The organism is Nocardioides sp. Z21_20 (assembly GCF_059766585.1).
Map to the genome: position 1 here is coordinate 425,665 of NZ_JCBAJX010000001.1, position 17,044 is coordinate 442,708.

Here is a 17,044-nt window from a genome sequence, read left to right on the forward strand (position 1 = left end):
GTGTGATGCCCGCGGGGGCCGTTTTGTCGGCCTCCGCGGGCGTGGGGTAATGTTCCCCCTCGGTCGTTGCCGATGATCGGCGATACCCACGCGGGCCTATAGCTCAGACGGTTAGAGCGCTTCCCTGATAAGGAAGAGGTCACAGGTTCAAGTCCTGTTAGGCCCACCACCCGCGTCTGCTTCTCCGCCACGCCTCGCCCCTTCGACGTGGCACGACCCACCTGGGAGATCCCGTGAAGAAGCTCACCCTCGTCCTGCTGGCCGCCCTCGGCGCCGTGATGGTGAAGAAGAAGGTCGACGACAGCAAGCGCGAGCAGGCTCTCTGGGCCGAGGCGACCGACCCGGTCGCGAAGGCCTGATCAGATCCACCGCCGGCCCGCTGGGCCGGCATCAGGGGCCTTGGCGCAATTGGTAGCGCACCTGCTTTGCAAGCAGGGGGTTAGGGGTTCGAGTCCCCTAGGCTCCACCCACTGAACGCGAAGGTCGGCCTGCGGTCTCCTCTCCTTGCTGACCCAGCCGCCTGCTCGCGCCCACCACCCGCACAGCCGCGCCCGCCCCGCCGCCCTGGCTGGGCGCGCCTCAGGTGACTGACGGGTAACTGGAGATTCCCGTGCACCTGGTGCGTGCGATCCTCCAGTTACCTGCGGGTAAGCGGGCGAGAGATGCGGCGACGCGAGGCCGGACGGCAGCTACATCACCGTCGCCCCCGCGCCGAGTCGGCGTGAACTCGCGTCGTACGACGGTCGAGTCGGCGTGCGATGAGCCGCCGATCGCGAAGTAACGCCGTCTCGGCGCCTCTCGGCGGTGAGTTCACGCCGACTCGGGGTGCGTACGCCGCTAGTTCACGCCGAGTCGGGGGGCGGTGGGGGGCGGCGTACCCTGGGAGCGTGCCTGCTGTCCTTGCCCGTCGTTTCTGGTTGGCGCACCTGGTGGGGGGTCTGTGCACGGTCGTGGCGGTGAGCCTCGGGCTGTGGCAGATGGAGTCCTGGCAGGCCCAGCGCGACGCCGAGGCGCGTGACCTGACCCTTCAGGCGCCGGTGCCGTTGGCGGAGCTGATGGGCCCCGACGACCCGTTCCCCGCCGACCGGGTGGGCCAGCCGGTGCTGGTCGAGGGCACCTGGGTGCCCGAGGGCACGGTCTACGTCACCGATCGCACCCAGGACGGCGTCGAGGGCTCGTGGGTGGTCACGCCGATGGCCGTCGGGGGTGGCGCCGACGCGCCGGCGCTGCTCGTGGTGCGCGGCTTCCTCGACGACCCCGAGCCCGACCCGGCGAGCGCGCCCGAGCCGCCCACCGGCGAGGCCGAGATCCTCGCCTGGCTGCAGCCGGCCGAGGGCACCGGGGCCACCGACCCCGACCCGAGCGACGACCTGCTGCCGCAGCTGCGGCTGGCCGACGCGATCCAGCACGTCGAGCAGGACCTCTACAGCGGCTACGCCGTGGCCATCGGCCCGGACGCGGTGCGCGAGGCGGTCGACGCCGGCGCCACCGGCTGGCCCGAGGCGGACGGCGCCGTCGAGGCCGTGGACGGGCTCAGCCAGGCCACCCTCGACGCCCTGCCGAAGTCGGACGGGTCCACCGGCCTGCGCAACCTGCTCTACGCGGTGGAGTGGTGGATGTTCGCGGCCTTCGCCGTCTACATCTGGTGGCGCTACGTCCGCGACGAGCTCGCGAAGTCCAGCGGCGACGAGCCCGACGACGGCCCGGACGACGAGGACCGGGGGGATCAGGATCAGCCCAGCCCCGACTCAGCCACCCCTCAGGTTGACCCGGTACCGTCCAGGTCGTGAAAGCCGCGCTCCTCCGTTATCGGGTGATGGCCAGCATCGTCGGTGTCCTGCTCATCGTGCTGTGCCTGGTCGGCGTACCGCTCGCCAACTTCGACGGCACCGGCATGTGGGGCCTCTTCGACAGCACCCCCAACTGGTTCCCCACCGGCGGCGACGCCCAGCACGTCGGCGAGGCGATCACCGAGTACCTCGGCGTCGCCCACGGCTGGCTCTACATGATCTTCGTGCTGATGGCGTTCATGCTCTCGCGCAAGGACGACTGGGACATCGGCTTCACGCTCGTGACGCTGATCTGCGGCACCGTGCCGATCCTCTCCTTCTGGGCCGAGCACCGGGCGACCCAGCGCGTGAAGGCGCACCACCCCGAGCTCGCCTGATACGTTCCCGAGGGTGACGACCACCGCATTCGTGCTCGGTGGCGGCGGGGTCCTCGGCGCCGCCGAGGTCGGCATGCTGCAGGCCCTCTTCGAGCGTGGCGTCGTCCCCGACCTGGTGCTCGGCACCAGCGTCGGCGCGATCAACGGGGCGATGGTGGCCCGCCAGCCGGACGGCTCGGTGATCGCCCGCCTCACGCAGCTGTGGCAGTCGGCGGCCGACAGCGGCGACGTGTACGGCGACCGCCCGCTGCGCACGGTACGGCGCGCGATGGTGACCGGCACCCACATCTACTCGGCGAAGCCGCTCATCCAGCGGCTGCGCGACGAGCTCGGCGAGATCACCTTCGCCGACCTCGCTGTCGAGTTCCAGGTGTGCGCGGCCAGCATCGAGCGCGCCGCGGAGCACTGGTTCAGCGAGGGCCCGGTCGTCGACGCGGTCGTGGCGAGCGCCGCCGCACCGGGTCTGCTGCCGCCGGCCCGGGTGGGCGGGGAGCACTTCCTCGACGGTGGCATCGTCAACACGATCCCGGTGGGCCGCGCGGCCCAGCTGGGAGCCGATCGCATCTTCGTGCTCCAGGTCGGCCGGATCGACCGGCCCCTCACCGTGCCCCGCAAGCCGTGGGAGGTGGCGCGGGTCTCCTTCGAGATCGCCCGCCGGCACCGCTTCGTGCGCGAGATGGCCGAGCTGCCCGCGCACATCGAGGCGCACGTGCTCCCGGCGGCAGGCACCTCTGCCTTCGACGACTCCCTGCGCGCCCACCGTGACTTCTCCTCCGTGCACCAGCGCATCACGGCGACCTACCAGGAGTCGCTGTCCTACCTGCGCGAGCACGGAGTGGGCGCGTGACCTGGCGCTCGCTCCTGGTCCGTCTGCTGCGCCGGCTCGTGCTCGCTCCGGCCGTGATCGCGCTGACGGCGCTGATCTGGGTGACGCTGCCGCTGTGGCTGATCCTCGCGGCGGCCATCTCCCCGCTGGCCCCGGGCCGGTGGCGGGCGCTGCGCCTGCTGTGGGTCGTGGTCCTCTACCTGACCTGCGAGAGCCTGCTGCTGATCGTGATGTTCGGCTGGTGGCTCTCCTCGGGGTTCGGCCGCCGGATCCGCACCCCCTACTTCGAGGGCATCCACTACGACCTGGCCCAGGGCCTGCTCTGGGTCTTCTTCCGCGAGGCGCGCCGGGTGGTCCGGCTGCGGATCGTCACCGAGGGTCCCGCCCCGGACGCCCACCCCGGTCGACCACTGCTGGTGTGCTGTCGCCACGCGGGACCGGGGGACTCGTTCACGCTGATGTACGCGCTGCTGCACTGGTACCACCGCGAGCCGCGGGTGGTCCTCAAGGACACCCTGGCCTGGGACCCGATGATCGACGTCCTGCTGGGCCGGCTCCCGGCCCGGTTCATCTCCCCCAACCCGGGTGCCGGCGAGGACCTCGAGTCGCACATCGGCGAGCTGGTCAGCGGCCTGGACGAGAACGACGCGTTCGTGATCTTCCCCGAGGGAGGCAACTTCACCCCGAAGCGCCGGGAGCGGGCGATCAGCCGGCTTCGCCGACTCGGCCTGGAGCGGATGGCGGTACGCGCCGAGTCGATGACCCACGTGCTGGCGCCCCGGCCCGGGGGCTTCATCGCAGCGCTGGACGCGGCACCCGACGCCGACGTGGTCCTGGTCGCCCACACCGGGCTCGACCACCTGCTGACCGTGGCCGACGTCTGGCGCGAGCTGCCGATGGACAAGCAGATCATCATGCGCTGGTGGCAGGTGCCGCGCGCCGAGATCCCCGCCGGACGCGAGGAGCGCATCGAGTGGCTCTACGACTGGTGGGAGCGCATCGACGCCTGGATAGCACAGAACCGGCCGGAGGATCTTCCCTCCGGCCGGTCCCGCTGACGACGCGGCGCCGGTACGGCGCCCCGGGATCAGGCCCGGTTGTCGGGGTCGATGTCGATGACCTCGGCGGGTGCGTCGGGCGTCGTCGGCTCGTGCGGCTGGTCGGTGGCGTCCGAGAGCGCCTCGTCGGGCGACGCGGCGGCCCGGTCGTCCTCCTCCACGGCCGCGGCCGCGGTGGCGACGGGGCTGGCCGGGGTGCTCGGAGCAGCCGTCTGCGACGGCGGCGTCGGCGTGTACGACGACTGCCAGTTGTCCGAGGACTTGTCGGCCGTCAGCTTCTTCACCGCGAACGCAGCCAGCCCCGTGAGGGCGCTGAACAGCACGATCTTGCGGAGCTTGCCGCCCTTCTTGGGCTCCGGCTCCGGCTCGGCCTTGAGCTCGGCCAGCTTGGCGGCGGCCAGCTCCTTGCCGTGCGCGGCCTTCTCCGCGGCGTACGCCGCGCCGACGGCGGCACCGGCCGCGGCCTTGGTGCGACCCTCCGCGATCAGCGGGGTGGCCTTCTCGCGCGCCTCGGCCGAGAGCTCGACAGCCCGATCACGAGCGTCTGCCAGGAGGGGTGCTGCCTTCTCCCGGGCCTCGGTGGACAGCTCGACGGCGCGCTCGCGGGCGTCGGCGAGCGCAGGGCCGGCCTTCTCCCTCGCGGTCACGAGCGCGGACTCGAGCTGGGGGCGGACGGACTCGGCGAACTCGGTCGCCTGGTCAATGGCCTGGTCGATGACGGACTTCTTCTTGCGGATGCCCATGGTGGCCTTCCTCTTGTCGTGTCCCACACATTCGATCATGCCCCGGCAAACGGCTCCCGACACACGCCGAGCCGGGGGCGGTGCCGGTGCAGTACCCACAATGGCCGGGTTGGTCGATCGTGGGAGGATCAGAGCCGCACCAATCGTCCATCGAGAGGCAGACATATGGCTGACCTGCAGGCCATCATCAAGACCAACCACGGTGACATCGTCATCAACCTCCTTCCGAACCACGCTCCGGAGACGGTCGACAACTTCGTCGGCCTCGCCGAGGGCACCAAGGACTACAAGGCCGACGGCGGCAAGACCGGCCCGTTCTACGACGGACTCGGCTTCCACCGCATCATCGCGGGCTTCATGCTCCAGGGCGGCTGCCCGCTGGGCACCGGCACCGGCGGCCCGGGCTACACGTTCAAGGACGAGCCGCACCCCGAGCTCGTCTTCGACAAGCCCTACCTGCTGGCGATGGCCAACGCGGGGCCGGGCACCAACGGCTCGCAGTTCTTCATCACCACCGGGACCGCTCCGTGGCTGAACTTCAAGCACACGATCTTCGGTGAGGTCGCCGACCAGGCGTCGCGCGACGTCGTCGACGCCATCGACAAGGTCAAGACCGACGGCCGTGACCGCCCGGTCGAGCCCGTCGTCATCGAGACGGTCCAGATCGTCCGCTCCTGAGCACGCCCCCGATGCCCGGCGAGCCGGCCCCCGCGGCCGGGGTTCCGACCTGCTATCGGCACCCCGACCGCGAGACCTACATCCGCTGCCAGCGGTGTGACCGTCCGATCTGTCCCGACTGCATGCGCGACGCGGCCGTGGGCTTCCAGTGCGTCGAGTGCGTGGCCGAGGGTGCGCGTACGACGCGCGCCGGGCGCGCGCCGTACGGCGGAAAGCGCTCGAGCAACCCCGCACTGACGTCGATCGTGCTGATCGTGACGAACGTGGGGATCTGGCTGGCGCTGCTGGGCACCGGGGGACAGGCCAGCTCGTGGTTCTACCGACTGGCGCTCTCGCCGGTCGGCACCTGCGAGTCCCGGCAGTCCCCCGAGGGCACCTACGCGCTGTTCTCGGAGTCCTCCTGCCTGACCCGCACGAACCCGCCGGGGGACGGGTTGTGGCTGCCGGGAGTGGCCGACGGGGCGCTGTGGCAGATGTTGACCAGCGCCTTCACCCACGTGGAGCCCATGCACCTGGGCTTCAACATGTTGGCGCTGTGGTTCCTCGGGCCGCAGCTGGAGCTGGCGATCGGGCGGGCGCGGTTCCTGGCGCTCTACCTGCTCTCGGCGCTCAGCGGGTCGGTGGCGGTGCTCTGGCTCGCTCCCGAGACCAGCACCACGCTGGGAGCCTCGGGAGCCATCTTCGGGCTGATGGGCGGGCTGCTGGTCGTGGCCCTGCGGGTCGGGGCCAACACGTCCTCCCTGCTGGGCTGGATCGGCATCAACGTCGTCATCACCGTGCTGGGCAGCCAGTTCATCTCCTGGCAGGGCCACCTCGGTGGCCTGGTCGGCGGGCTCCTCGTCGCCGCGATCATCGTCTACGCCCCGCGCAAGCACCGAACGCTGTGGCAGGGACTCGGGCTGGCAGCGCTGCTGCTGGCCCTGCTCGCGGCCACGGCGGTGCGGGTGGCCGGCCTCGGTTGAGCGGTCCGAAAGTTCTGCACAGCCTGTGGATAACCGGTGAATAACATCGCTGTAAGTTCTCCACAGGAGTTATCCCCAATGTGGAGAACCTCGCCGCACCGGGGAACGACGAAGGCCCGGACCACTCGGTCCGGGCCTTCGTCGCGTGCGGGTGCCGGGGGCACCGGATGCGGGGGAGGGGTCACTCCCAGCGGGTGGCGAAGGCGAAGCCCACCGCCATGAACCCGATGCCGACGACCAGGTTCCACTGGTCGAGGTCGTTGAGCACCCACACCTCGTCGAGCTTGGTGCCGCTGAACACGTAGAACGTGCAGATCCACAGCAGGCCGATCAGGAAGCAGCCGAGCATGCCGACCACCACGCCGCGGCCACGGCCCAGCGGGGTCGACGGATGGGCGGCGATCACCAGGCCGAGCATGATCAGCCCGAAGCCGATCAGGTAGTTCCACATCTCCAGGTCCGCCATGAACGCCGGCCCGCCGGGCTCGGCGTCGGAGAGCGGCGCCACCCGCACGGTCGAGTAGTAGACGGCGATCCAGGCGATGCCGAGCACCACCAGCAGCAGGGTGATCAGGAACCGGATCGAGAACACCTTCCCGGTCAGGGTCGGCTCGGTCGGTTGGTGGGCCTTCGGCTTGGACACCAGATCTCCTTGGCTACACGGGCGGGCTGACGGTGATACCTCACGCGCCGCGGGCTAGCGTAGTCGTCATGACCCCCGGTTCTCACGCAGACCACCCGGGCGTGCCCGACCCGGAGCAGACCGACCCGGGTACGCCGGAGGGTCGCGTCTCGCGGATCAAGCGGCTCTCGGCGCACGCGGTCTCCTCGCTGTCCCCGCGCGGGCGCGGTGGTCGAGGTGCGTGGGCGGTGGCCACCCCGCTGATCTTCGCGCTGAGCGGGGCGCTGTTCGTGGCCAGCGCCGAGAACAGCGGAGGCACCGACCTGCGCCCCGGGCGCTACGCCGACCTCGCCTCGCTGGTGAGCGCGGAGAGCCGGCAGGTGGAGAAGAAGCGCGACCGCGTGGCCCGGCTCAACAAGGAGATCGCGAAGCTGAGCCGGAGCATCGACGACACCACCGTGCGCCGCTACCGGGGCAGGATGGAGCGGCTCGAGGACCCCGCCGGCCTCGTCCCGCGTCGGGGCACCGGGGTCACCGTCACGCTCTCGGACGCGCCGGACACCGCCGCCGACGAGACCCCGGCCAACCTGCTGGTGGTGCATCAGCAGGACATCCAGGCGGTCGTCAACGCGATGTGGAAGGGCGGGGCTCGCGCCGTCACCATCGCCGGCCAGCGGGTCGTGTCCACCACCGGCATCAAGTGCGAGGGCAACTCGGTGCGCCTGCAGAGCGTGCCCTACCCCCAGCCGTTCGTGATCTCCGCGATCGGGGATCAGGGCGAAATCCTGGACTCACTGGCCGCGGACGAGGCCGTCAGCGTCTACCGCGAGCAGTCGCAGAACCCCGACATCGCGATCGGTTGGGACCTCGAGCTCGAGGACGATCTCGTCGCCCCGGCCTACGAAGGACTCGTCGACCTGCAGTACGCCGAGGCCCTGCCGGCCACCGACACCGGCGCGTAGCCGCACCCGGCCCGACACCCCGCCCGGCACCTGGCTGGTGCGCGGGGTGGTCCGGGCCGCGGATCAGGGCGTCGTCGGCTCGGTGGTCGGGGGTGTCGTCGGCGGGATCTCGGTGGGCGACTCGCTGGGCGTGGGCGGCGTCGTCGGCTCCAGCTCGGGCTCGTAGGAGGAGACCACCAGCACCACGGTCGTCTCGGTGGTCGCGGACTCCCCACCCAGCGGCGTCTGCTCCAGGACGGTGCCCTTCTTCTTCTTGGTGTCGTCGCTCTTGAACACCTTGACCTTGGTGAAGCCGGCCTCCTCGATCAGCTGGGTGGCCTTGGCCACGCTCAGGCCGACGACGTCGGGGACCTCCTCGGGGCCATCGGAGTAGTAGACCGTGACGATGGTGTCCACGGCGACCGGGGTGCCGGGGGCGGGCTGGGTCTCGATCACCCGGCCGCGCTCGGCGTCGTCGTCGCGCTCGACCATCTTCACCTTGAGATCGGCGGCTTCCAGGGTCTCGGTGGCGGCGAGGCGCCCCTGGCCCAGGACGTAGGGCACCTCGACCTGCGGCTTGCCCAGGGAGACCGTGAACGACACCGAGGAGTCGGGGACGACGAACGAGCCGGCGCTGGGGTCCTGGTCGCTGACCTGGCCCTGCGGCACGTCGTCACTGGTCGCCTCCTCGATCTGGCCCACCCCGAGGCCCCGCTCACCGAGGGCTGCCCGGGCCTCGTCCTCGGTCATCGTGCTGAGGTCGGGGACCTGGACCGGCTCGGGTTCGGAGTCCATCAGGAAGAGCGCCGCGAAGCCGCCGAGGATCACCAGCAGCAGCGCCACCAGCGCGATCAGCCAGCCGCGGTTGCCGTTGCGGCGGTCGTCACCCGAGCCCTGCACGGTGCCGTTGACCGACGGGTCCGAGGAGGGGCCCTCGAGCTGGTGGCTGGGCTCGGCGTCGACCGGCGGCGCCTGCACGGGCCGTCCGGCCAGGTAGCGCTCGATGTCGCTGCGCATCGCGGCAGCGCTCTGGTAGCGGTCCTCGACCCGCTTGGCCAGGGCCTTCATCACGATGGCGTCGATCTCGGGCGTCAGGTCGGCCTCGTAGTGGGACGGAGGCGTCGCCGGCTCGCGCACGTGCTGGTAGGCGACCGCGACCGGGCTGTCGCCGATGAACGGCGGGCGCCCGGTGAGCAGCTCGTAGAGCAGGCAGCCGGTGGAGTAGACGTCGGATCGCGAGTCGACGGTCTCGCCGCGGGCCTGCTCGGGGGAGAGGTACTGCGCGGTCCCGACGACGGCGGCCGTCTGGGTCATCGCCGAGGAGGCATCGGAGATAGCACGGGCGATACCGAAGTCCATCACCTTGATGTCGCCCGACGGGGTGAGCATGACGTTGCCGGGCTTGATGTCGCGGTGGATGATCCCGGCGCGGTGGGAGTAGTCCAGCGCGGACAGGACGCCGCTGGTGATCTCCAGGGCGCGCTCGGGCAGGATCTTGCGGCCCTCGCGCAGGATCTCGCGCAGGGTGTGTCCCGCGACGAACTCCATCACGATGTACGGCTGCGCGACGCCCTCGTGGCCGTTGGCGTCGGCCTGCGACCACTCCTCGCCGGTGTCGTAGACCGAGACGATGGCGGGGTGGTTCAGCGACGCCGAGGACTGCGCCTCGCGCCGGAACCGCGCCTGGAAGGTGGAGTCACTGGCCAGGTCGGTGCGCAACCGCTTGACGGCCACCGTGCGGCCCAGCCGCCGATCGGTGCCCTTGCGGACCTCCGCCATCCCGCCGCGTCCGAGGAGCTCGCCGAGCTCGTAGCGTCCGCCGACCAGCGTCGGTCCCGGGGTGGACCCGTGGTTCGTCATCGGTGCTGCCCTCTCACCCTGCGCTCGGGCTCTGCGTCTGGGGGGTGGTCTGGTTCTCGGGACTCTGCGGCCTGGGGTCCGCAGACGTGGTGTCGTCCTCGCCGGGCTCGGTGCTGGCCGGGCGGCTCGGCTCCGTCGAGGAGGGCTCCGGCGACGGCTCCCGGGTCGGCTCCGTGGGCGTCGGCTCCTGCGTCGGCTCCGGGGTGGTCGGCTCCGGCTCCGGCTCGGGCTCCTCGCGGACCGGGCCCCAGAAGGTCACCGTGACGCGGTCGCCATCCTCGAGCATGCCGCTGGGGTTGACCCCCGCGACGAGGTCCTCACCCTGGTTGCCGGGGTTCACGAGCTCCTCGGCGCGGACCGAGAGCCCGAGCCCTTCGAGCTCGGCGGTGACCGCGTCGACGTCGCGACCGATGTAGTCGTCCTCGTCGACCTCGATGCCGGCCTGCTGGCTCGGGGTCCGAGGCTCCGACGTCCTGGGGGTCCTGGTCGGCTCGTCCGAGGGGGTGTCCCCGTCGTCGCCGCGCAGGGCCAGGAAGGCGACCACCGCGAGCACCAGGACGGCGGTGCCCAGCAGGACCCACAGCCACGGGGACCTCTTGGCTCGGTCGTCCTGGGCCGCCGGCTCGGTGGCCGGGTCCGTGTCCTGGGCCGGCAGGGCGCCGGTGGCCGGCATCACCCGGGTGGCGTCGGCCGGAGCGGCCGCCGGCGCGGCGAGCACCGTGGTGCGCTCGCCCGCGTCGGTCGCGGCCGCGGCGGCCGGGTCCCGGAAGGCGGCGGCGAGGCTGGCCCCGTCGGGGAAGCGGTCGGCCGGGTCCTTGGCCAGCGCCTTGCGTACGACGTAGGCGAGGTCGGCCGGGACGAACTCGGGCAGCTCCGGCACCGGCTCGCGCAGGTGGGCCAGCGCCGTGGTGACCGGGGTGTCCCCGGTGAACGGACGACGCCCGGTGAGGCACTCGTAGGCCACCACGCCCAGGGAGTACACGTCGGAGGCCGGCGTCGCGGTCAAGCCGCGCGCCTGCTCCGGGGAGAGGTACTGCGGGGTGCCCATCACCTGGCCGGTCTGGGTGAGCGCCATCCCCTCGGTGGCCCGCGCGATCCCGAAGTCGGTGATCTTGAGGGTCCGGTCGGGGGTGACCAGCATGTTCGCCGGCTTCACGTCGCGGTGCACGATCCCGGCCGCGTGCGCGGCGCCGATCGCGTCGGCGGCCATCGCCATCAGGTCCTGGGTGGCGCGCGGGTCGAGCGGCGTACCCGGACGCAGCAGTGCGGAGAGCGGCTGCCCGTCGACCAGCTCCATCACCAGGTAGGGCCGCGGGACGCCCGAGCCGTCGAGGGAGCCGGCCTCGCCGAAGTCGTAGACCGCGGCGACGCCGGGGTGGTGCAGCGCGGCCGCGTGCCGGGCCTCGGTCTCGAAGCGCGAGCGGAACGTCGCGTCGTCGGCGTACTCGGCCTTGAGCAGCTTCACCGCGACCGCCCGGTCCAGCACGGTGTCGCGGGCCCGCCAGACCTCGCCCATGCCGCCGGTGGCGATGCGCGAGTCCAGCTGATAGCGGTGCGCGTCGTCGACGAAGCGTCCGCTGGTCCCGGTCTCCGGTCCGCTCACTGGTCGATCACCGCCTCCATCACGGCCTTGGCGATCGGGCCGCCCAGCTGGCCGCCGGCGATCTCGGTCACCGAGGAGTCGAGGTCCTCGAGCATCACCGCCACCGCCACCTGGGGGTCGTCGGCCGGTGCGAACGAGACGAACCACGCGTAGGGGCGACACTCGTCGCAGCTCTCCGCGGTGCCGGTCTTGCCGCCCACGTCGACGTTGGAGATCGCGGCGGGGGAGGCGGTGCCGCCCGAGACGGTGGCGACCATCATCTTCTTCAGCTCGGTCGCGGTGGAGGGCTCCACCGCCTTGGAGAGCTGTTTGGGGTTCTTCTTGTTCAGGACCTCGAGGTCGGGGGAGAGGATCTCGTCGACCACGTAGGGCTTCATCACCACTCCGCCGTTGGCGATCCCGGCGGCCACCATCGCCATCTGCAGCGGCGTGGCCCGCACGTCCCACTGGCCGATCCCGGTGAGCGCGGTCTGGGCCGCGTCGCCGTTGTCGGGGTAGACGCTCTCCGACATCGGCAGGTCGTCGAGGTAGGTGCTGTTGAAGCCGAAGTCCTCGGCCTGCGCGCGCATCTTGTCCTTGCCGAGCTCGTCGGCGAGGGCGAGGAAGGTGGTGTTGCACGACTGCTGGAGTGCCTGGGTCATCGTGATCTTGTCGGTGCCGCAGGCACGGCCGCCGTTGCCGATCGTGGTCGAGGAGAGCGGAAGCCGGTAGCTGCTGCCCCCGGGCACGAGCGAGTCGGCGTCGTAGTTGCCGGTCTCCAGGGCGGCCGCGGCGGTGACCAGCTTGAACGTCGACCCGGGCGGCAGCGTGGTCTGGTTCGCCCGGTTGAGCAGCGGCTGGGACTCGGCCCCGTTGAGCCGGTCGTAGGTCTTGCTGACCGCGCTCAGGTCGTGGTTGGCGAGCTCGTTGGGGTCGTAGGTCGGCAGCGAGACCGAGGCGAGGATCTTGCCCGTGGAGGGCTCGAGCGCGACGACGGCGCCGCGGGTGTTGTCGCCGAGGGCGCTGAGCCCCTCGTAGGCGGCGTCCTGGGCCTGCCGGTCGAGGGTCAGCTGGACGCTGCCCCCCTCCGGCTCGGTGTTGCTGAGCAGGTCGACCAGGCGGGTCACGAACAGCCGCGAGTCGTCACCGGACAGCACGGCGTTCTCGCTGCGCTCGATGCCGGCCTGGCTGTAGAAGGAGAAGTAGCCGGTGGTGTGGGCGTACTTCGCCGGCTGGGGGTACTTGCGCTGGAACTGGTAGCTGTCCCGGGAGGGGACGCTCTCGGCGACCGGGTCGCGCCCGACGATGATCGCGCCGCGCTCGCGGGAGAACGCGGCCTCGACGACGCGGCGGTTGCGCGGGTCGTCGCCGAGCTCGCCGGCGCGGACGTACTGCAGCCAGGTCGCGTTGATGAGCAGGGCCCCGAAGAGCAGCAGGCAGAAGACGGCGATCGTGCGGATCGGCTTGTTCACCCGAGCTTCACCACCTGGGTGGCCTCGTCGTCGTGCTTGGTGAGGTCGACCGAGAGGTCGGGCACCGGGCGCCGGGCCTGGTCGGAGATGCGCAGCAGCAAAGCGATGATCACCCAGTTCGCGACCAGTGAGGAGCCGCCGTAGGAGAGGAAGGGGGTCGTCAGGCCGGTCAGCGGGATGAGCTTGGTGACGCCGCCGATGACCACGAAGACCTGCAGCGCGAAGACGCCGCCCAGGCCGGTGGCCAGCAGCTTGCCGAAGCCGTCGCGGCACACCAGCGCCGCGCGCAGGGCGCGCTCCACGATCAGGCCGTACATCAGGATCACGGCCATCACCCCGGTGAGCCCGAGCTCCTCGCCGATCGCGCCGATGATGAAGTCCGACTCCGCGTAGGGCACCCGGTCGGGGCTGCCCTCGCCGAAGCCGCGTCCGATCAGCCCGCCCCAGGCCATCCCGAACATCGACTCCACGATCTGGCCGCTGCCCGGCGACTGGTCGAAGTACTCCATCGGGTGCAGCCAGATGTTCACCCGGTTCTGCACGTGCCCGAACAGCGTGTACGCCGCGAACGCGCCGCTGGAGAACAGCAGCCCGCCGACGACCAGCCAGCCGGGGCGCTCGGTGGCGACGTAGAGCAGGATCAGGAAGAGGCCGAAGAACAGCAGGCTCGAGCCGAGGTCGCGCTGGAAGACCAGGATGGCGAGGCTGATCGCCCACATCGCCAGGATCGGCCCCAGGTCGCGACCGCGCGGCAGGTCGATGAAGACCAGTCGGCGCCCGGCCAGGGCCAGCGCGTCACGGTGCAGGACGAGGTAGCCGGCGAAGGCGATCACCAGCAGCACCTTGGCCACCTCGCCGGGCTGGAAGCTGAACGGGCCCAGGTGGATCCAGATCCGCGCGCCGTTCACGCTCTTGCCGATCAGCGGCAGCATCGGCAGCAGCAGCAGCACGATCGCGGAGAGCCCACAGGTGTAGGTGAAGCGCTGCAGGATCCGGTGGTCGCGCAGGAACACCAGGGTGAGCACGAACAGCATCACGCCCAGGGTCATCCAGATCAGCTGCTGGGGGGCGTTGCTCTTGTCCTCGGCCAGGTCGAGGCGGTGGATCACCGCGAGGCCGAGCCCGTTCAGGGCGGCGACCACCGGCAGCAGCACCGGGTCGGCGTACGGCGCGGTCAGGCGCACCACCACGTGGGCGGCGACGACCAGCGCGGCCAGCCACCCGCCGTACCCGATCAGGTCGGTGGGCACCGTGCCGTCCACCCCGAGACCGACCGCGGCGTAGCCGCCGATGCCGACCAGGAGCGCGAGCACCAGCAGGAAGAGCTCCGCGCCCCGGCGACGCCGGTGCGTGAAGCCCATCAGGGAGCCGGTCTGGGACATCTGCTGCACACTCACCCGAGCTCCGTGCCGGTCAGCGGCCTGCTCGTCTCGCTCGGCTCCGGGGTGGCGGAGTCGCTGGGGGTCGCGCTCGGCTCGGTGGTCTCGTCCTCGCTGGCGGGGTCACCCTGCTTCTCGGCGAAGTTGTCGACGATGCGCCGCGCGTCCTCGAGGTCGTCGGCGGAGATGCCCTCGCGGATCTGGTTGGCGTGGTAGCTGGAGAGCCGGTCGAGCTGGACGTCGGTGTCCTCGTAGGCGTGCGACAGCTCCAGGCCGGGGATGTCCGCGTCCAGGCCGCGGTAGATCGCGACCACGCCGTCGTTCTCGGCGACGTAGTACTGCTGCTGGCTCCAGGTCCACGCCGCGGCGAGCACGATCCACAGCCCGCCGACGATGACCAGGCCCAGCAGGAGCCGCTTGAGCCACACGAAGCGCTGCGGCGGGCGCGGGGCGTAGCGCAGCTGCTCGGGGTCGAGCGGGTCGGAGGGGATCGCGTACTCGACGTCGGGGGGCAGGTCGGCCTCGACGGCCTCCAGCTCGCCGGTGTCGCCGGAGCGGTGACCGCGGAAGAGCCCGTGCCCGCGGCGCCGGGGCAGGTCCGCAGCGGCGCCGACCAGCAGCGGCTGCTGCTCCTCGGCCTCCTCGCCCTCGGCCGTGCCCACCGCGTCGGCCGGCACGACGTCGGCGACCACGCAGGTGACGTTGTCGGAGCTGCCGGCCTCCAGACTGGCGCGGACCAGCTCGACGGCGGCGTAGTCGGGGGTGCCGGTGCTGAGGATGTCGGTCAGCCGGGCGTCGTCGAGCACGCCGCTCGCACCGTCGCTGCACAGCAGCAGCCGGTCGCCGGCGGCCAGGTCGACGTGGAAGAGGTCGGGATCGGTCTCGTGCACCCCGTCGAGGGCCTTGAGGATCAGGTTGCGGTGCGGGTGCACCCGCGACTCGGCCTCGGTGATCCGGCCCTCGTCGATCAGGCTCTGGACGAAGGTGTGGTCCTTGGTGAGCTGGGACAGGGTGCCCTGGCGCAGCAGGTAGGCGCGGCTGTCGCCGACGTGGGCGATGCCGATCTGGTGACCGTCGAAGAGGGCGACGGTGGCGGTGGTGCTGGTGCCGTTGAGCGCCGGGTCCTCGTCGACGAGCTCGGCGATCCGGTCGTGCGCGCGGTGCAGCGCGCCGGCGACCAGGCCGAGCAGCGCCTCGCCGGTGGCGCCCGGCGCCGGCGGCTCGTCGAGGCGGCGCAGCTGCTGGACGGCGGTGCTGGAGGCGACGTCGCCGCGGGCGGCACCGCCGACCCCGTCGCACACGGTGAGCAGCCACGGGCCGGCGTAGCCGGAGTCCTGGTTGTCCTTGCGGACCCGCCCGACGTCGGAGAGCGCGGCGTACCTCAGCCGCAGCGTCGTCGCTGTGTCCGGCGTGGAATCGGTCGAGGTCATCGTCGCCTTACTTGCGCAGCTCGAGGATCGTCTTGCCGATCCGGACCTGGGTCCCGAGATTCAGCGTCGTGGGCTGGGTGATGCGGGCGCTGCCGATGTAGGTCCCGTTGGTCGACCCGAGGTCCTCCACGAACCACTGGTCGCCCGAGGCGGCGATCCGGGCGTGGCGGGTGGAGACGTAGTCGTCGTCGAGACGGATGGCGGCGTCGCTGCCGCGTCCGATCAGCACCGGAGCCTGGTCGAGGTCGGCGCGCTCACCGGCGTTGGCGCCCTCGACCACGAGGACGTGGGTCGGCGCGCCGCGCTTGCGGCTCGGCGGCTTGGCGGCCTTCTGGGACTTGCGCGCCGCGCGGTCCGCGGCCCGGTCGGCCTGCGGGACCCGGGCGCCGAACATGTCGGAGCGGATCACCGAGACCGCGGAGATCACGAAGATCCACAGGATCGCGAGGTAGGCGATGCGGACCAGGAAAAGGGTGACCTCAGACACCGCCGGCCTCCCCGGGCTCGCTCACGAAGCGGACGGTCATGGTGGTGTTGCCGATCTTCACGCGCGACCCGTCGTCGAGGGGGGATTGGGCGACCTTGGTGCCGTCGACGAGCATGCCGTTGGTCGAGCCGAGGTCGCGCACGGCGACCTGCGGCACGCCGCCGCGGCTCTCGCCGACGCGGAACTCGATGTGGCGCCGGCTGACCCCGGGGTCGTTGATCCGGATGTCGGCGTCGGTGCCGCGGCCCACCACGGCCCCCGGCGAGGGGATCGGGTGTCGGGTCCCGTTGATCTCCAGCACCGCCCGGGCGCGTCGTACGGCGCCGCCGCGGGCCGGGGCGGCCGGGTTGCTCGTCACCTTGGCCTGGGCGCGGCTGCGGATGCGGAACCGGCCGGTGGTGAGGTCCTCGGCCGCCTCGAACCCGATCGAGACCGGCCCGGGGAAGACATAGCCCTGCTGCTCGGCGTGCTCACGCAGGCTGCTGGTGAGCTCCTCGGCCATCGTGGTGTCGTACGGCGCGAGCCGCTCGAGGTCGGTCGCGGAGAGCTCGACGTGGAAGTCGTTGGGCGCCAGGCGCCGGTCGCGACTGAGGATCTGGGCGTTGTTGTCCACCTCGCGCTGCAGGGCCGCCGAGATCTCCACCGGCTGCACCGCGCTGCGGAAGGCCCGGGCGAAGACGCCGGAGATCATCTGCTCCAGCTTGTTCTCGAAGTCCTGGAGCTTGCTCACCGTCCGCCTCCTCTCGTCGTCTGCGTCCGGCGGGTGCCGGGTGGTGCTGCCCCGTCATACCCACTTTGGCGGTGCGTCAGACGCAGGACGAAGCGCCCCGGGTCGCC

Annotated in this window: 17 protein-coding genes and 2 tRNA genes; 10 read left to right on the forward strand and 9 right to left on the reverse strand. The window is 71.5% G+C overall.

Annotation, left to right across the window (positions count from 1 at the left end; genetic code table 11):
- Positions 1–92: 92 nt before the first annotated feature.
- From AC6EH9_RS02100 to AC6EH9_RS02130, 7 genes are all read left to right on the forward strand, one after another.
- A tRNA-Ile gene (locus tag AC6EH9_RS02100) sits at positions 93–169 on the forward strand.
- A 64-nt stretch (positions 170–233) separates the two neighbouring features.
- Positions 234–359 (forward strand): DLW-39 family protein, encoded by a 126-nt coding sequence (locus AC6EH9_RS02105; protein WP_498420060.1) that lies wholly within the window; start codon positions 234–236, stop codon positions 357–359.
- Positions 360–393: 34 nt separating this feature from the next.
- Positions 394–466, forward strand: a tRNA-Ala gene (locus AC6EH9_RS02110).
- 421 nt (positions 467–887) lie between these two features.
- Positions 888–1,790 (forward strand): SURF1 family protein, encoded by a 903-nt coding sequence (locus AC6EH9_RS02115; RefSeq protein ID WP_498420061.1) that lies wholly within the window; start codon positions 888–890, stop codon positions 1,788–1,790.
- Positions 1,787–2,167: a DUF3817 domain-containing protein gene (locus AC6EH9_RS02120; protein ID WP_498420062.1), complete on the forward strand. Its 381-nt coding sequence runs from the start codon at positions 1,787–1,789 to the stop codon at positions 2,165–2,167. The genes AC6EH9_RS02115 and AC6EH9_RS02120 overlap by 4 nt, the downstream gene beginning before the upstream one ends.
- A gap of 13 nt (positions 2,168–2,180) precedes the next feature.
- Positions 2,181–3,014 carry a patatin-like phospholipase family protein gene (locus AC6EH9_RS02125; protein WP_498420064.1) on the forward strand — a complete coding sequence of 278 codons (834 nt, stop codon included), beginning with the start codon at positions 2,181–2,183 and terminating at the stop codon, positions 3,012–3,014.
- Positions 3,011–4,051: a 1-acyl-sn-glycerol-3-phosphate acyltransferase gene (locus AC6EH9_RS02130; RefSeq protein ID WP_498420066.1), complete on the forward strand. Its 1,041-nt coding sequence runs from the start codon at positions 3,011–3,013 to the stop codon at positions 4,049–4,051. Before AC6EH9_RS02125 ends, AC6EH9_RS02130 begins: the two co-directional genes overlap by 4 nt.
- A 29-nt stretch (positions 4,052–4,080) precedes the next feature.
- Here AC6EH9_RS02130 and AC6EH9_RS02135 read toward each other — a convergent pair whose 3' ends face one another.
- A complete protein-coding gene (locus tag AC6EH9_RS02135) occupies positions 4,081–4,821 on the reverse strand; it encodes a hypothetical protein (protein ID WP_498420068.1) in 741 nt (246 codons plus the stop codon).
- Positions 4,822–4,959: 138 nt separating this feature from the next.
- Between AC6EH9_RS02135 and AC6EH9_RS02140 the strand changes: the two genes are divergently transcribed.
- Positions 4,960–5,472, forward strand: coding sequence for a peptidylprolyl isomerase (locus AC6EH9_RS02140; RefSeq protein WP_498420070.1), 513 nt, complete (start codon positions 4,960–4,962; stop codon positions 5,470–5,472).
- An 11-nt stretch (positions 5,473–5,483) separates the two neighbouring features.
- Positions 5,484–6,434 (forward strand): rhomboid family intramembrane serine protease, encoded by a 951-nt coding sequence (locus AC6EH9_RS02145; RefSeq protein WP_498420072.1) that lies wholly within the window; start codon positions 5,484–5,486, stop codon positions 6,432–6,434.
- A 181-nt stretch (positions 6,435–6,615) separates the two neighbouring features.
- Here AC6EH9_RS02145 and AC6EH9_RS02150 read toward each other — a convergent pair whose 3' ends face one another.
- The gene (locus AC6EH9_RS02150) at positions 6,616–7,077 is read right to left on the reverse strand and encodes a cell division protein CrgA (RefSeq protein ID WP_498420074.1); all 462 of its coding nucleotides are present in this window, start codon (positions 7,075–7,077) and stop codon (positions 6,616–6,618) included.
- A 68-nt stretch (positions 7,078–7,145) separates the two neighbouring features.
- On the opposite strand from AC6EH9_RS02150, the gene AC6EH9_RS02155 reads away from it, so the two are divergent.
- Positions 7,146–8,018: a DUF881 domain-containing protein gene (locus AC6EH9_RS02155; RefSeq protein WP_498420075.1), complete on the forward strand. Its 873-nt coding sequence runs from the start codon at positions 7,146–7,148 to the stop codon at positions 8,016–8,018.
- Between the two features lie 63 nt (positions 8,019–8,081).
- Here the strand turns inward: AC6EH9_RS02155 and pknB are convergent, their stop codons facing one another.
- From pknB to AC6EH9_RS02190, 7 genes are read right to left on the reverse strand one after another with little or no spacing between them, the layout of a single operon-like run.
- Positions 8,082–9,857 carry a Stk1 family PASTA domain-containing Ser/Thr kinase gene (gene pknB / locus AC6EH9_RS02160; protein WP_498420076.1) on the reverse strand — a complete coding sequence of 592 codons (1,776 nt, stop codon included), beginning with the start codon at positions 9,855–9,857 and terminating at the stop codon, positions 8,082–8,084.
- A 13-nt stretch (positions 9,858–9,870) separates the two neighbouring features.
- On the reverse strand, positions 9,871–11,460 hold the full coding sequence (locus tag AC6EH9_RS02165) for a protein kinase domain-containing protein (protein WP_498420077.1): 1,590 nt from the start codon (positions 11,458–11,460) through the stop codon (positions 9,871–9,873).
- A complete protein-coding gene (locus AC6EH9_RS02170; RefSeq protein ID WP_498420080.1) occupies positions 11,457–12,911 on the reverse strand; it encodes a peptidoglycan D,D-transpeptidase FtsI family protein in 1,455 nt (484 codons plus the stop codon). Before AC6EH9_RS02170 ends, AC6EH9_RS02165 begins: the two co-directional genes overlap by 4 nt.
- A complete protein-coding gene (locus tag AC6EH9_RS02175; RefSeq protein WP_498420614.1) occupies positions 12,908–14,293 on the reverse strand; it encodes an FtsW/RodA/SpoVE family cell cycle protein in 1,386 nt (461 codons plus the stop codon). Before AC6EH9_RS02175 ends, AC6EH9_RS02170 begins: the two co-directional genes overlap by 4 nt.
- A gap of 11 nt (positions 14,294–14,304) precedes the next feature.
- Positions 14,305–15,720 (reverse strand): PP2C family protein-serine/threonine phosphatase, encoded by a 1,416-nt coding sequence (locus AC6EH9_RS02180; RefSeq protein WP_498420082.1) that lies wholly within the window; start codon positions 15,718–15,720, stop codon positions 14,305–14,307.
- A gap of 7 nt (positions 15,721–15,727) precedes the next feature.
- Positions 15,728–16,207 carry an FHA domain-containing protein FhaB/FipA gene (locus AC6EH9_RS02185; RefSeq protein ID WP_498420084.1) on the reverse strand — a complete coding sequence of 160 codons (480 nt, stop codon included), beginning with the start codon at positions 16,205–16,207 and terminating at the stop codon, positions 15,728–15,730.
- The gene (locus tag AC6EH9_RS02190) at positions 16,200–16,937 is read right to left on the reverse strand and encodes an FHA domain-containing protein (RefSeq protein WP_498420086.1); all 738 of its coding nucleotides are present in this window, start codon (positions 16,935–16,937) and stop codon (positions 16,200–16,202) included. Before AC6EH9_RS02190 ends, AC6EH9_RS02185 begins: the two co-directional genes overlap by 8 nt.
- Positions 16,938–17,044 lie beyond the last annotated feature (107 nt).